Source organism: Desulfosarcina sp. (assembly GCF_033791525.1).
Classification (GTDB): domain Bacteria; phylum Desulfobacterota; class Desulfobacteria; order Desulfobacterales; family Desulfosarcinaceae; genus Desulfosarcina.
The window spans coordinates 1-14,350 of sequence record NZ_JASJGN010000184.1 but is presented as its reverse complement, the minus strand read 5'-3'; the positions used below and the strand labels follow the sequence as shown (position 1 = coordinate 14,350).

Here is a 14,350-nt window from a genome sequence, read left to right as displayed (position 1 = left end):
GATACGGGTTCACCGTCCGGGTGACTCCCAATGCCGACGCATGGATCCGGTTCCGGCCGGAGCTGCTGACCTGGGCATAGCGGGTTCAAGGTTGACGGATTCGTAAGAAGCCCGATATCTGCGTTACGCTTCATCCCTCGTCACTGCGGCGTACCTTATGTACGCTGCCTACGGCACCCGCGATAGCGGTATTCTCGGGCTTTGCAAGCCTTGATCTCGGGCTTCCTACAAAACCTTCTAAAATGCAAATTTATACGAATTCATCAATGACAAGGTATCATTCGGCGTCTTCCCGCAGCATCAATATGTGGTCCTTGATTTCGTTCATCACGAAATAGCGGGTCAGGGCATCAGCGATCTCTGCAGGGGTCGGTTCAACGCCGGTCACCTGCCGGATGAATTCTGAAACGGTGTCCAACGCGTCGGTCAAGGCGAGGTCTGTTTTCTGGTTGCGACCCATAGATGTTATCCCGGGTAGGGTTTCCCGCATTCCTTGCAGCGACCGTCGGGACCGATAACGCCGATGCAGCTCTCATCGGTACACAGGGTTCGATTTTCCCAGGATTCATCGGAGCCCTCCGAGCCGACCGCCGCATAATCATCGGCAGGCGCGTCTTCCACGGTCATCTGCTGATCCGCAGGTATGCTGTCCACGCCGTCATCATCCGTATGGGTCTCAACCGCAGGCGAAGGCACCTCGCCGTCATAGGGCGTGCCGCACTCCCGGCAACGGCCGTCGGCACCGATAATGCCGATGCAGTTACCATCACTGCACAAAACGCGTTTATTCCATTCACTGTCCGACTTGGCCATCATCCGCCTCCTGTCACAAGCAAACTGGTTTGACGGCGATAAACTTCCGCATGGCTATAAAGTTCTGCCGCCAGGGTTTATTTTTCGGTTAGCCCGGGCCCCAGTCGCAGGCAGCCGGGCAAATCACCGCATTGGCGGTTCATACCACAAGCGTCACTGGTTCTCAAACAGGCAAACACTGACAGATCCGTAAAAAGTTCGATATCTGCGTTACGCTTCATCCTTCGTCACTGCGGCGTACCGTAAGTACGCCTCCTTCCTCAGGATGGAACATGAATGTTCGCCGTAATGATGAAGATCGATATACTGTTCGCTCGCTAAAGCTCGCTTTCGCGGCTCGCAAGCCTTGATCTCGGGCTTTTTACGAATCCGTCGGAAATGTGACTTTTTATGAGACCATCAAACACGGCCGACCATAAAAAAAACCTCAAGTATTTGTCGCCACGGCCGATATGATAATCAAGCGCAAAGAAACGGGTGCGCTTGACTCCTCTCCGCTCCTCTTCATTGAAAAAGGCGGCCAAATCGGCCGCCTTTTTTATCGACATTATGGTTTGACAGCCACTGGCTGATTCCGATACATATCCATACATATTAGCGCCAGTAGCCATATAAGCGAACCCGGTGGCAAAAAGAGGAGTCAAGTTGTGAAAAATAGAAGTGATACCGGGAAAATCAGCCGAAACGCCCCTTGCCCCTGCGGCAGCGGGAAAAAATACAAGCATTGCTGTCTCAACAATCCCCCGTCGACGAAGCCATCGGATCTGCAATACGCAAAAAAGCACCGGATCCAGATTAAAACGCCCGAACAGATCGAAGGCATACGGCGGGCCGGCCGCTTGGTTATCGAAACCCTGGATCTGGTGGCGCCTCACATCCGGCCGGGCATGACCACCGATGAAATCAATACAATGGTATACGATTTTACCATCCGGCACGGCGCGATTCCCGCTCCGTTGAATTATCGTGGCTTCCCCAAGAGTGTGTGTATCAGCATCAACGAAGTGATCTGCCATGGGATTCCCGGAGATCGACCATTCAAGGATGGCGATATCGTCAATGTGGATGTCACATCCATTTTGAACAGCTATTACGCTGATGCCAGCAAGACTTTTTTTGTGGGTACCCCCGGTACAGATGCCCAAAAGATCGTCAATGTCTCCCGGCAATGCCTGGCCGAAAGCATGGCCGTGGTAAGGCCGGGCAACACCGTTGGCGACATCGGACATGCAATTCAGTCTTACGCTGAGGCGCAAGGGTGTTCGGTGGTCCGCGAGTTTGTCGGCCATGGCGTGGGCGTCGATTTTCACGAAGCCCCCCAGATCCCCCATTACGGCAAACCTGGGTCCGGTGTGCGGCTGGTGCCAGGCATGGTGTTCACCATCGAACCGATGATTAACCTGGGCAAAAAAGAACTGGTTGTCCTTGACGATGGTTGGACGGCGGTTACCAAAGACGGATCCCTCTCAGCCCAGTTTGAACAGACACTGCTGGTCACCGAATCTGGCGTTGAAAGCCTCACCCCTTACCCGCTGTAGCCCCGGAATATTTTGACCCCGGCGAATACGATCCCCCTAAAAACCGGGCCCAATACCAAAAGTCATAACGTCCAACCAGAAATGGTAGGTTGGGGGCCCGGATCAAGACCGCAGGATGATTGAAACCGGAGGCGTAGCAGCGCTACGTCGAGGATTTTAATCATCCGAGAACGCAGATACGGGTTCCCAAGATGCTATTTCTGGTTGGACGTTAGTTCATGACCCCCCGAATCCAGGACAATAGTATGGTAGATGCGCTGGTGATGCCGCAAATCACCTGCCCTTTCATTCCCAGCGGTTGCCCCATCCACAACCGATAGGCGCCCCCCATCAGCACACCGCATAAAAACCCGAACAGGTGAGCCCCCACGTCACTTCGGGCACTGGTTCCCAGGAACGCCAGCAGTGCCAGACCGCTCGCAAAAACCAGGGCCGTTCGTTTCCACCCCCTACCCGTTCGTGCGGTGTTCACCGCCTGAAACGCACACAGGATGCCCACTGCACCGAAGACAGCTGTCGATGCGCCCACGGACATGTGCCCGGTTTCATAGGCCAATGCGTTCATCAGGTTGCCGAGAATACCGCTGGCCAGTATCATCAGCCACCCGACACCAGAGCCGGTAACCACACATACGGCACCTCCGAAAAGCACCATCCCGGCCATGTTTCCGGCAATGTGCGCGGCGTCGGCATGCAGCAGGAGCGCAGTGGTACACCGGTACATCTCACCGCCCAAAATGCGGCTGGCATTGGCACCGAAAACGGCAATATAATCATCAGGCGCGGAACTGGCCGAGACGGCCAGGTGGATAGAAAGCAGCAGAAGCGCTACGGCAATACCGGAAAGGTTTTTGTGTGCCGGGTGGCCGCGGGAGACCGAACCATCATCTTCGGCGTTCGGGTTTTCAGTCTGATAACGATAGATGACATCCCGGGCGGCGTCGGCATAGGATTTCGGTACATCGATGCGGAACCCATCGTTTGAGCGGGTCACCCGATTGCCAATTCCTGACGAATTCAGGACCAGGCTGAAGGCATTCGCCTGTTCCTGGTTGAGTGAGTTAAATACGGTGACCATCGGCGACCTGGAAAAATTATGCCCCACGGGTTAAAAACTGCGGCTGAAGGTAAAGCCGATGCACATCAGGCGAGCATCCTAACGGAACAGGGGTTGTGGTTTTTAAAATCTTAAACGTGGCGGGTGGCGCGACGGCTTACGATTGTTACGCAGGTCGCTATCAGTCTCGCGGGTCAACGGTCTTGTATATTGTCGTCGTCATCGTCGTTGTCGTCATCGTCATCATCATCAATGTCATCCGATTTTTTACCGGAGGCTTCATCGATTGCGGCCAGCCGTGCCTCGGCAGCGCGAATAAGCGCCTCTTCCCGGGCTTTTTTTCTTCTTAGCGCCACTTCCAGCTCATAGGTCTTTTTGGCGGCTTCAACCGCCTGGCGGGCAAGTTTCTCTCCACCCAGTTGGAGGTAGTCCACTACCGTTTTAACCAGCGTCTCATCTTTTCTCAGATCTACAGGAATCCGCCGCGAAACGCGCTTGAAAGAACCCATCAGATTCTTGGGGAGGTCGATTTGGTCGATCATTTATCTCTCCTTCAACGATTTAAGGTGGTTGCATTATAAGTCCCTTGGAAGAAAAGTAAAGCACTTCGCCGTCAAGTTTGACAGATTCGTAAAAAGCCCGATATCTGCGTTACGCTTCATCCTTCGTCACTGCGGAGTACCGTAATTCCTCAGGATGGAACATGAATGTTCGCCGAATGGATGGCGATCGATTTATTGTTCGCTCGCTCAAGCTCGCTATCGCGGCCCGCAAGCCTTGATCTCGGGCTTTTTACGAACCCGTCGGAAATGCGACTTTTTACGAGTTCATCATGATTCAAACAGCAGCCGTTTTCGAAGTGCCTTGATCCGGTCTCGGATCAAGGCGGCCTTTTCAAAGGCCAGGTCTTTGGCTGCAATCTGCATTTGGGTTTCCAGATCACGAATTAAGGATTCAATGTCATCCTCCGGGCCGTAGCCGACCGGCACCTCAGCCACCTGCATCGGCTCGCCTTCCGGTGACTGATAGGCCTGGTCGAATATATCCGTAATGGCCTTATGTACGGTATGCGGGGTGATGTGGTGCGTTTCATTGTACTGCTGCTGGATGGCCCGCCGCCGGTTGGTTTCTTCGATTGCCGCTTTCATGGAGGCGGTGATCCGGTCGGCATAAAGCACCACGGTGCCGTTGATGTTTCTGGCCGCACGGCCGAAGGTTTGAATCAGTGAACGCTTGGAGCGCAAAAAGCCTTCTTTGTCCGCATCCAGAATAGCCACCAGGGAAACCTCAGGGATATCCAGTCCCTCCCGCAGCAGATTGATACCAATCAACGCATCGAACTTGCCTAGGCGCAAATCCCGGATGATGTCCATGCGTTCCATGGTGGGGATATCAGAATGCATGTATCGCACAGACAGCCCCAGATCCGTATAATAGTCGGTGAGGTCTTCAGCCATTCGTTTGGTCAACGTGGTCACCAGAATTCGTTCCCCGCGCTGCTGTCGATCCCGAATTTCTCCATACAGGTCATCCACCTGATTGCGGGCTCCCCGCACATGTAGCACCGGGTCGACGAGTCCAGTGGGCCGGACGATCTGCTCCACCACCCGGCCTTCCGAGGCGGTCAGTTCGTACTCTGCCGGGGTGGCAGACACATAGACGACCTGGTGGACGCGTTTGGACCACTCTTCGAACTTGAGCGGCCGGTTGTCCAGGGCCGACGGCAACCGGAAGCCATAGTTGACCAATGTCGTTTTGCGAGAACGGTCTCCTTTGTACATGGCCCGAATCTGGGATACGGCAATGTGGCTTTCATCCACGAAAATGAGGAAATCCTTGGGGAAATAATCGAGCAGCGTAGGTGGCGGTTGGCCGGCCAGACGGCCGGTCAGGTGTCTGGAATAGTTCTCGATGCCGTTGCAGTAACCAATCTCCTGGATCATTTCCAGATCGAATAGCGTGCGCTCTTCGATGCGTTGGGCTTCAATGAGCTTGTTTTCATTCCGGAAATAATCGACACGATCCTTCAGTTCCCGAACAATGGTTTTGGTGGCCCGCTCGAGCGTCGATTTGCGCGTCACGTAGTGGCTGGCAGGAAACAGGGTGACCTCGTCCAGGTGTCTGAGGGTGGTTCCTTTCAGCGGATCGAATTCGAAGATATTTTCGATCTCATCCCCAAAAAAATCGATGCGAACCGCCTTGTCCTCCTCGTAGGCGGGAAAAATTTCCACCCGATCTCCGCGCACCCGAAAAACACCGCGATGGAAATCCATGTCGTTGCGCTGGTAGTGGATGGACACCAACTGATAGAGCAGCCGTTCCCGGGGCAGATCCATGCCGGACGTGATGTCGATGCGCATGGAGAGGTAATCCTCCGGTGCACCCAAACCGAAAATGCAGGAGACACTGGCCACCACTACCACATCCGATCGAGACAGCACGTTGCGGGTGGCTGAGTGGCGCATTTTATCGATCAGGTCATTGATGGAAGAATCCTTTTGGATGTAGGTATCCGTAGTGGGGATATAGGCTTCCGGCTGATAATAGTCGTAGTAGCTGACAAAATACTCGACGGTATTATCCGGGAACAGGTGGCGAAATTCGTTGTAGAGTTGAGCCGCCAGGGTTTTGTTAGGCGCCAGAATCAGCGACGGCCGATTGACCGTGGCGATTATATTGGCCATGGTAAAAGTTTTGCCGGAACCGGTAACGCCCAAGAGGACCTGGCTTTTTGTGCCACTGAGGATCTGTTCGGAGATGGTATGGATGGCCTGGGACTGGTCGCCGGAGGGTGTAAATTCGGATACGAGCTTAAAAGATGACATGTAAAATTAGGTGGCCACTTTCCAATGGGTTCCGTCGCCCTTGTCTTCAAGGAGGATTCCGGCTTCTTCCAGCTGGTCCCTGATCTCGTCTGCCCGCTTCCAGTCTTTGTTCGTGCGGGCAGCGGCACGTTCAGCCACAAGTGCGTCGATCGTTTCGACAGAGACCGCAGTTTTCTGGAGCTGGCTGGTGGCCCGTTTCTCAAAATAAGATTGCCACGGCTGTTGGAGGATCCCTAAAATACTGCCTATTCGCATCAGATCGGTGGTCAGGGCTGCCAAGGTGCGCGTGGCTTCCAGAGACCGCCCCTCCTCATCCAGTATCCGGTTGGCTTCTTTAACCAAATTAAACAAGATCCCGACACCTTTGGCCGTGTTGAAGTCATCGTCCATGGCTTCACAGAAGACCGGCCAGTAGTTGCTGGAGGTCGATGCACGGTCTGTGTCGGTAAACCCGGCTTCCTGATCCAGACGCTTGCGCACACCATATATTTTTTCCAGCGCCTTTTCCGATTCTTTCAGATTTTGGTCAGAAAAATCGATGGGGCTGCGATAATGGCTTGAGAGCAGAAACAGGCGAACCGCTTCGGGATGGTAGGCTTGTACGATATCCTTGATCATCAGAAAATTGTTCAAGGATTTGGACATTTTTTCGTTGTCGATATTCACGAACCCGTTATGCATCCAATATCGGGCGAACGGTTTACCGTGGGCGGCTTCGGATTGGGCGATCTCGTTTTCGTGGTGGGGAAAGATCAGGTCCTTGCCGCCTCCGTGAATATCGAAGGTCTCACCGAGAAACCGGCTGCTCATGGCTGAGCATTCGATATGCCATCCGGGACGCCCCTCACCCCAGGGGCTTGGCCAAGACGGTTCACCCGGTTTAGCGGCTTTCCAAAGCACGAAGTCAAAGGGGTTGCGCTTGTTCTCGTTGATCTTGACCCGACTGCCGGCAACCATGTCGGCCAATTTGCGACCGGACAGCTTGCCATATTCTTTGAAGGTCTCCACCGCGAAAAATACATCACCGTCGACCAGGTAGGCGGCTTTTTTTTCCACCAGGTTCTTGATGATGTCGATGATGTCGGTGATATGCTCCGTGACTCTCGGTTCCCGGTCGGCCCGCATGACATTGAGCGCATCCATGTCACGGTGGAATTCGTTGATATATTTTTCCGCCAGTTGGAGCGCATCCATGCCAACCGTGTTGGCCCGGTTGATGATTTTGTCATCTACATCTGTGAAGTTGCGGATATAGGTGACCTGATAACCCTTGGTCCGCAGGTAACGAACCACCACATCAAACACGACCACCGAGCGGGCATGGCCCACGTGGCATGAGTCATAAACGGTCGGGCCGCACACATATATCTTGACCTGACCGGGCACCACCGGTTCAAATGTCTCTTTTGATTTGGTCAGTGTGTTGTAGATACGCATAACCATCAGTCGGGGACCTCGCGCGATGGGTTTAGTTGCCGGTTTCCGGCGTTGTGGATTGAAGCAGGACCACGCACATGGCGGCAATGCCGTCTCCATGGCCGATGGCCCCGAGTCCTTCGGTGGTCGTGGCCTTGATGTTGATCATCCGTTTATTCACGGACATACTGTCAGCCATCCGGAGCGCCATCCGGTTTTTGTAAGGCGATATGCGGGGCGCCTGGGCAAACACGGTGACATCCATGTTGACCAACGTCAATCCGGATGCGGTTATCCGGCGGTATACCTCCGTTAACAGATGGATGCTGTATATATTGAGGTACTGGGGATCCGTATCGGGGAAACAGTCGCCAATGTCCCCCATCCCCGCCGCACCCAAAAGCGCATCGCAGGCGGCATGTACCAATACATCGGCGTCTGAATGCCCCAGCAACCCCTTTTTAAAAGGAATGGTCTCTCCGCCTAGCACCAACTTTCTGCCTGGCACCAACCGATGAATGTCATATCCCAATCCGATACGTGTCATAATGAGGCAACATTCGTTTCAGGTAACCGTAAGAGCAGGCTTCTTAGCATACTTGGCATCCGCCGTAAAGCGACACCTGGTATAGATTAATCTGAAAACACACGAGGAAAAAGTGAACGATCATCACCCGGGGAGTGGTTTTTCTCCAGTGACGGCGAAAGCGTTGACAGGTTTGAATTTGCCTTTGGCTTGAATTTGACCCAAAGGATTGGCATCAAATCGCTTTTTTACCTGGTTCCACGTATTTTCGGAGACCAGAATCTGGCCAGGCTGTGCGGCGGAGCACAGTCGGGCGGCTGTATTGACGGTGTCACCAATGACCGAGTAGCTCATGGTATGTGAAGAACCGATATAACCCGCCATGAGATTGCCGGTATTGATCCCGATTCCGAATTTGATTTCCGGACGACCCGTATCGGGGCTTTTTCGATTGAATTCGGCGAGGGCGTTTTTCATTTCCAGTGCAGCGATCACGGCACGGTGGGGATCGTTATGATGAACGACAGGCGCCCCCCAGATCACCATCATCTCATCACCAATGAATTTATCCACCGTTCCTTCATGGCGGAACACCACTTCTACCAACACTTCGTAGTACTCATTGAGAAGGCGCAGTACTTCAGAGGCCTGATTGTTTTCGCTAATTGTGGTAAAACCGCGAATATCAACAAAAAGGACTGTTGCGACCCGGTCGCTACCACCCTTTTCAACCTTCAGTTCGCCGGAAACGACCCTTTCGGCAAGATCCGGTGAGAGCAGGCGTTGAAATCGTTCGCGGGTGGCAGCATCACGTTCGAGCGTGGCTTCTGCTTTTTTCCGCTCATTGATGGTGTATTGCGCATGAGAACCGAAAATGGCAAACAGGCACAGAACGATGATCCGCGTCCATACCTCGTCCAGGTTTACGCCAAGAATCTGTTCGAGCAGGTTGCCGTAACTGGTAAAAATAGACAAAATGGAGTCAAGTATCCAGTAGACCACCGCCAGCATAAAGCCGATCAGCATCATGTGGTCGGTCAAGCGGACAGAACGATTGGGCATCTTCATAGCCATCTTTCCAGAAAAAGTTGCTCGCAAGCTTATCTTGTTGCCGACTCACGGTGGAATTGCAGTCCGATTGGTCTTGCCAACGCTTTAGAACTTATTAAATACCCTGGCAACGGCAATTTTTCCAGGGCCATCGTCCTGATGAAAATAGAAGGCAGATCACTTTTTTTCAAGAACTAATGCGCTATTCGGTAGAATTTTCATGTTTCCAGTATCGGACGAACGGGTTTCAATTGGGATTGCCCAAAGCTGGAATGTCCCCTAACGATCCGGCAAATATCCAATAATAAAAAAATGATAAGCCCCATCGACGCTGACTTATAGGCCTTGACAAACACCGGTGAAATAGTTCAAAATTGTAACCGTTTGAATGTGTTATCGGCTTTGCGCAGCTCTTGCCGCAATGTCCCTGGACGCTATAGGAAAAGGATCTCTTTTCCAACCAACTGAAGTTAAGTCTTAATCCTTCTCAAGTTTATCGTTTGCGTGGCGATATCAATAATAAACTGAACCGCGTTTTCGACACACGACAGCCATATCGATACGGAGTACTGAATTGGTGCGAAAGGACGAGATTTCTTCCACTGAAAAACTGCTGGATCTGATTCGATACAATACTCCCCCCCAGTCAACTTCCAACCCAACCGAAGCTGCCGCACCGTCCCAAAAAACGGGATTGCTGAGTGCTCTGACTTTCCAGAAAGCCATCGGAATCGGCGTTGAAATCGGCAACCGCTGCATCAAGATCGCCAAGATCAACCGGAACTCGGATAAGTCCTTTGAGCTTCTGGACTACGGTACCATCGACATCGAGCAGGCCGAAAATTTCGATACGCCACGCCTGGCCAAGGCCTTGGCTGCCCTATTGACCCGATTCTGTACTGGCCTGAAACGATATGATATCTGGTGTTGCGTGACATCGGCAAAAGTGGAAACCCGGTGCATCCGAATCCCCAAACTGCCTAAAAAACAGATTCCCAACGCGGTTTTCTGGACCTTTTCGAAGGAAGTCTCTTTCAGCGACAAAGAGATGTTGCTTGATTTCAGGATATTGGGCGATGTGAATGAAAATGGCATGAACAAAACCCAAGTCATGACATTTACCATTCCCATTGCCGAGACGGAAGCCCTGAAGAAGCTGTTCAGCAGCACCGGCTATCCGCTTACCGGCATTTCGATCGTCCCCTTTGCCATTCAAAACCTGTTGAAGACAGGTATCGTTCAGGAGACGGGGCAGAACACCTGCTGCCTTTTCATTGGCCGGGACTGGTCACGCATCACCATTTACGTCAATGGTGACCTGATTCTCTCACGGGGCATCAAGGCCGGTATGCACAGCATGATCGATGCCATCGCCGAACAATATCGACACCCCTCACCCAGCGACATGCCGCCGGCGCTTGTCATGGCGGACCACGACGGTGGCCCTGCCGAAGAAAAAGATGAGTATTATACCGCCGCCCAGGAGGACTTTTTCCGGTTTTTGGATGCCGACAGCACCGCAGATAGCGTCACACGAACTCAAGATGGTAAGCCTGTCGATATCTTCCAGACCATCTTTCCCGCCATCGATCGTCTGATCAAGCAGGTGGAGCGCACCATCGCCCATTTTTCCCTGCATTTTAAACGATCCGGCGTTAGCGATATTCTCATTTCCGGAAAAATGACGGCCAACACAACAGTCATTTCACACATCGGATCTCAACTGGGTGTGCCGGTCAGTATTCTGAACCCGTTTCCCCATCCGCATACCTTTACCCAAAAAGTAAAAATACCGGACCTTGCGGTGGAAAAAGAGAGTTTCGTTCCGGCGATAGGGATCGGACTATCCTCGAACGAACTGACCCCCAATTTCCTTTTCACCTATCGTCATCGGGAAAAAAAGAACCGGTCGCGTCAGATTCGAATCGGTATTTCTGCCGCCAGCATCGGTTTTCTGGCGTTGCTGTTATGCGGCTTTTTGTGGCAGGAACACCACATATCCGTAAAAGCCGCTGAGGTGGACCGTTTGATCCAAAAGCGCGACGCCTTCAATGTGCCGCTGACACAGAATCTGGTCATGGCCCTCTATGCAAAGGTGAACCAGAAACGAGGCCTAATCACCACCCTGAGCCAGCGTTATCACAGCTCCGCGGTCATGGCAGAGGTTATCCACCTCACACCGGAAAATATTCAATTGATAGCCTTGAGTGCCGATATGGATGCACCGTTGCCGAAATCAAAAACAAAAACAGAATCGTCATTGGCGATTGAAGGCGTCGTCACGGGTGACAAAATCCACTTCGAAACGGATTTGGCGGGTTTCATGCTCACCATTGATGATTCACCGCTATTCAAAAAGCCCGTTGTCAAAAACAAGCGGCTTCAGTTCTTGGATGACCGACAGGTTCTGCGGTTTTCAATCCAATTCGAACTCGCATAACCGACATCCGGTGAAAAAAAAGGACCGGTGCGATAATACGATGGCCGACACGAAAAGCCAAAGCAGTCCCATTCTAGTGATTCTTTGCGCCTTCGGCCTGCTGGCCTTTCTGGTTCTGGTGATATACCCAAACTATCGCAACATGAAGGACTACGACCGGCAGATATCCGCGCTGAACGGAGAAATTGCCCTACGACAGGCACTATCTCCCATTTACAGCAAGCTGGTTGATCAGGCACGACTCGCGCCGTCGGCACTGCTGAAATCTCCTGAAAAAACGGCGCTGGATATCGGTAACACCGGTCGACTGACTCTAATCTTTCAAAATATCGCCAATACCGCCGGACTGACGCTTGAAAGTGTGACCCCTGATGCACAGACCTTTGACCAGGGAAACGGGCTTTTGATGGTAGATGTCATTTTCCGAGGTGAATTTTTAAATGTTCAGCCGCTGATCAACACTATCGTGGAGCAGTCTTTTGTGGACCGGGTTCATAAAATCCAGGTCCGCTGTGCAGAAGATAATAAATGGATCAAGCTCTCCGTGTCGCTATTGCACCATTGATTTCGGTTAAGCGCACGATGAGGATTTTGGTATCGATGAATAGACGGGAAAAAATTATCGTCTCCATTATGGCGGCAACCGTATTGCTGGGTGTCTATCTGTATTTGGGTCCAGTGATGACCGACAGTCGGCTGGGCGTTGAAAAAAAGCCTGACGTCTCGGCCCTCGAATTTGCCCAGAAAGTCATCCAAAAACTTAGGGAGGACACCACTTTGACCAAGGATCTGTTCACCATACGCAGTGCCGAACGCAAATGGGAAAAGGATCCATTTTTAAAAAACGACACCATGCTGTCGGATACCCAGCAGCGTGAGGTTACGGATAACGAAACCGGCACCGCTGACACGCAGATGAACCTGGTTTACACCGGTTTTCTGGAAGTCGGGACTCAGCGTCTGGCTATTATCAATGGGATAGAGTACGCATCGGGGGAAGCCATCGATGGCCAGGGACACTACGTTCGCCGCATCCATCCGCATCAGGTGGAAATCGGCAAACAACATACACCGGGTGTCATCATATTAAGATTAATGGAGTACGAAGCCATTACCCGTAAATAGGATAGACCATTAGGGAGCCCCATGTCATCCAATCATCGTCACCAATGGTTATCGTTCGTGTTGGCCACCCTTTTTCTGTTGTTCTGCTTGTCCGGATGTGCCCAACAGAAAACTCAGAAAAAAGAGACTTTTTTCGATCAGTGGCAGGCCAGGGCAGCCGACTCCAGAGGGTTTTCACCGCCTGAACAGCATCGTATCATCGATATGCCGGAAAGCCCGCCACCGTCCGATAAAACCGTGGTGGTGGAAAACCCAATCGATAAACCGCTGCCCGACAAGCCGGTCACCCTTAAAATACACCAGGCGGAGATCTCTGTGCTGTTACGGGCGCTGGCGCGCTCCGTGGGCATGAGCATTATCATCAACAACTCGGTCAAGGGGAGCATTAGCCTAAACGTAGCCAAACTCCCATGGAATCAAGTGTTTGAAGGCATACTGAAAACTCACGGTCTCTCCTACGCCTGGGAGGGCGACCTGCTCCGCATCATCACCCTCGACGACAAAGCCAATATCGTCCGCCAGTTGGAGGCGGACCAGAAAATTCTGTCCACGCGAAGGCAAATGGAGCTTTCCGAGCCGCTGCTGACCAAGATCGTCCACGTCGATTACGCTGACGCCGGCAAGCTGAAAACCAATCTGGAAAATTTTCTGACGGAAGCGGATAACGGAAAGACACTAGGATCGGTCTTATTGGATGAACACAACAATGCGCTGATTATCCAATCCACCCGCAGCGACCTGGAACGGATCCTCGCAATAGTTACCGAACTGGATCAACCCACTGCCCAGGTGCTCATCGAGACCTATATCATCGAAGCAACCAGCCAAACGGCAAGGGAACTCGGGGTTCAATGGGGCGGCCTGTACACAGGAAACGATTATTGGGTTACATCCAGTACCGGTGATGCTATAGGCATTACCGGCGAAGATCCAGTTAATCCGTCGTCAGGCGTGGTTTCGAACTTTCCGGCAGACCTTTCACGTGCAGCGATTGCCGGTTCCGGTTTTACCCTGGGCGCGATTGTCCAGTCCGGCGGTCTGTTGCTCGCCGCCCAAATCAATGCCCTGGAAGAGGACGGCGTATTAAATATTTTGTCAAAACCGTCTATTACCACGCTGGACAACCAGACGGCAATTATTGAAGCGGGTGATGAAATCCCCTACCAGAGCGTAGACGACAACAAAGTTCAGGTTGAATATAAAAAGGCCGTGCTTCGCCTGGAGGTAACCCCCCATGTCATTGAAGGCGACACCTTGAGGCTGGACATCATTACCAATAAGGATGAACCGGATTTTACGCGAACGGTGAGAGGAAATCCAACCGTGATTACTAAATATGCCAAAACCAACGTGGTCGTCTTCGACGGCCAGACCACCGTTATTGGTGGGCTGAACCAACAGACCGACCGAGATCTCGATTACGGCATACCCTGGCTTAGAAACATCCCAGGCCTCGGATATCTGTTTAAGGGTGAATCCAAGAACCGGCAGTTGGATGAACTTTTAATATTTATTACGCCCCATATTTTGAAAAAACGGCCAACGGTGACCGTGGCGCCC

General features: G+C 52.3%; 13 protein-coding genes. 5 read left to right on the top strand and 8 right to left on the bottom strand.

Features of this window, described 5'->3' with window-relative positions; translation table 11 throughout:
- Positions 1-277: 277 nt before the first annotated feature.
- Together QNK41_RS08775 and QNK41_RS08770 are read right to left on the bottom strand one after the other, a co-directional pair.
- Entirely contained in the window at positions 278-460 is a 183-nt protein-coding gene (locus QNK41_RS08775; protein ID WP_319255825.1) for a hypothetical protein, read from the bottom strand.
- Between the two features lie 5 nt (positions 461-465).
- Positions 466-816 carry a hypothetical protein gene (locus QNK41_RS08770; protein ID WP_319255823.1) on the bottom strand — a complete coding sequence of 117 codons (351 nt, stop codon included), beginning with the start codon at positions 814-816 and terminating at the stop codon, positions 466-468.
- Positions 817-1,460: 644 nt separating this feature from the next.
- Here QNK41_RS08770 and map point away from each other — a divergent pair.
- Positions 1,461-2,351 carry a type I methionyl aminopeptidase gene (gene map / locus QNK41_RS08765; RefSeq protein WP_319255821.1) on the top strand — a complete coding sequence of 297 codons (891 nt, stop codon included), beginning with the start codon at positions 1,461-1,463 and terminating at the stop codon, positions 2,349-2,351.
- A 211-nt stretch (positions 2,352-2,562) separates the two neighbouring features.
- On the opposite strand, the gene QNK41_RS08760 is transcribed toward map, so the two are convergent.
- From QNK41_RS08760 to QNK41_RS08735, 6 genes are all read right to left on the bottom strand, one after another.
- Entirely contained in the window at positions 2,563-3,429 is an 867-nt protein-coding gene (locus QNK41_RS08760; protein WP_319255819.1) for a rhomboid family intramembrane serine protease, read from the bottom strand.
- Between the two features lie 173 nt (positions 3,430-3,602).
- Positions 3,603-3,950 carry a hypothetical protein gene (locus QNK41_RS08755; protein WP_319255817.1) on the bottom strand — a complete coding sequence of 116 codons (348 nt, stop codon included), beginning with the start codon at positions 3,948-3,950 and terminating at the stop codon, positions 3,603-3,605.
- 288 nt (positions 3,951-4,238) lie between these two features.
- Entirely contained in the window at positions 4,239-6,233 is a 1,995-nt protein-coding gene (gene uvrB, locus QNK41_RS08750; RefSeq protein WP_319255815.1) for an excinuclease ABC subunit UvrB, read from the bottom strand.
- 6 nt (positions 6,234-6,239) lie between these two features.
- On the bottom strand, positions 6,240-7,676 hold the full coding sequence (gene cysS / locus QNK41_RS08745) for a cysteine--tRNA ligase (protein ID WP_319255813.1): 1,437 nt from the start codon (positions 7,674-7,676) through the stop codon (positions 6,240-6,242).
- Positions 7,677-7,701: 25 nt separating this feature from the next.
- Positions 7,702-8,196 (bottom strand): 2-C-methyl-D-erythritol 2,4-cyclodiphosphate synthase, encoded by a 495-nt coding sequence (ispF, locus tag QNK41_RS08740; protein ID WP_319255811.1) that lies wholly within the window; start codon positions 8,194-8,196, stop codon positions 7,702-7,704.
- Between the two features lie 123 nt (positions 8,197-8,319).
- The gene (locus tag QNK41_RS08735; protein ID WP_319255808.1) at positions 8,320-9,243 is read right to left on the bottom strand and encodes an adenylate/guanylate cyclase domain-containing protein; all 924 of its coding nucleotides are present in this window, start codon (positions 9,241-9,243) and stop codon (positions 8,320-8,322) included.
- Positions 9,244-9,799: 556 nt separating this feature from the next.
- Here QNK41_RS08735 and QNK41_RS08730 point away from each other — a divergent pair.
- The 4 genes from QNK41_RS08730 to pilQ form a co-directional block, all read left to right on the top strand.
- Positions 9,800-11,665: a hypothetical protein gene (locus tag QNK41_RS08730; RefSeq protein WP_319255806.1), complete on the top strand. Its 1,866-nt coding sequence runs from the start codon at positions 9,800-9,802 to the stop codon at positions 11,663-11,665.
- Positions 11,666-11,705: 40 nt separating this feature from the next.
- Positions 11,706-12,230 (top strand): hypothetical protein, encoded by a 525-nt coding sequence (locus QNK41_RS08725; protein WP_319255804.1) that lies wholly within the window; start codon positions 11,706-11,708, stop codon positions 12,228-12,230.
- A 35-nt stretch (positions 12,231-12,265) separates the two neighbouring features.
- Complete coding sequence (locus tag QNK41_RS08720) at positions 12,266-12,790, top strand: hypothetical protein (RefSeq protein WP_319255802.1); 525 nt, start codon at positions 12,266-12,268, stop codon at positions 12,788-12,790.
- A 21-nt stretch (positions 12,791-12,811) separates the two neighbouring features.
- Positions 12,812-14,350, top strand: a 1,539-nt coding sequence (pilQ, locus tag QNK41_RS08715; protein WP_319255800.1) for a type IV pilus secretin PilQ, incomplete at its 3' end; no start/stop codon positions are given.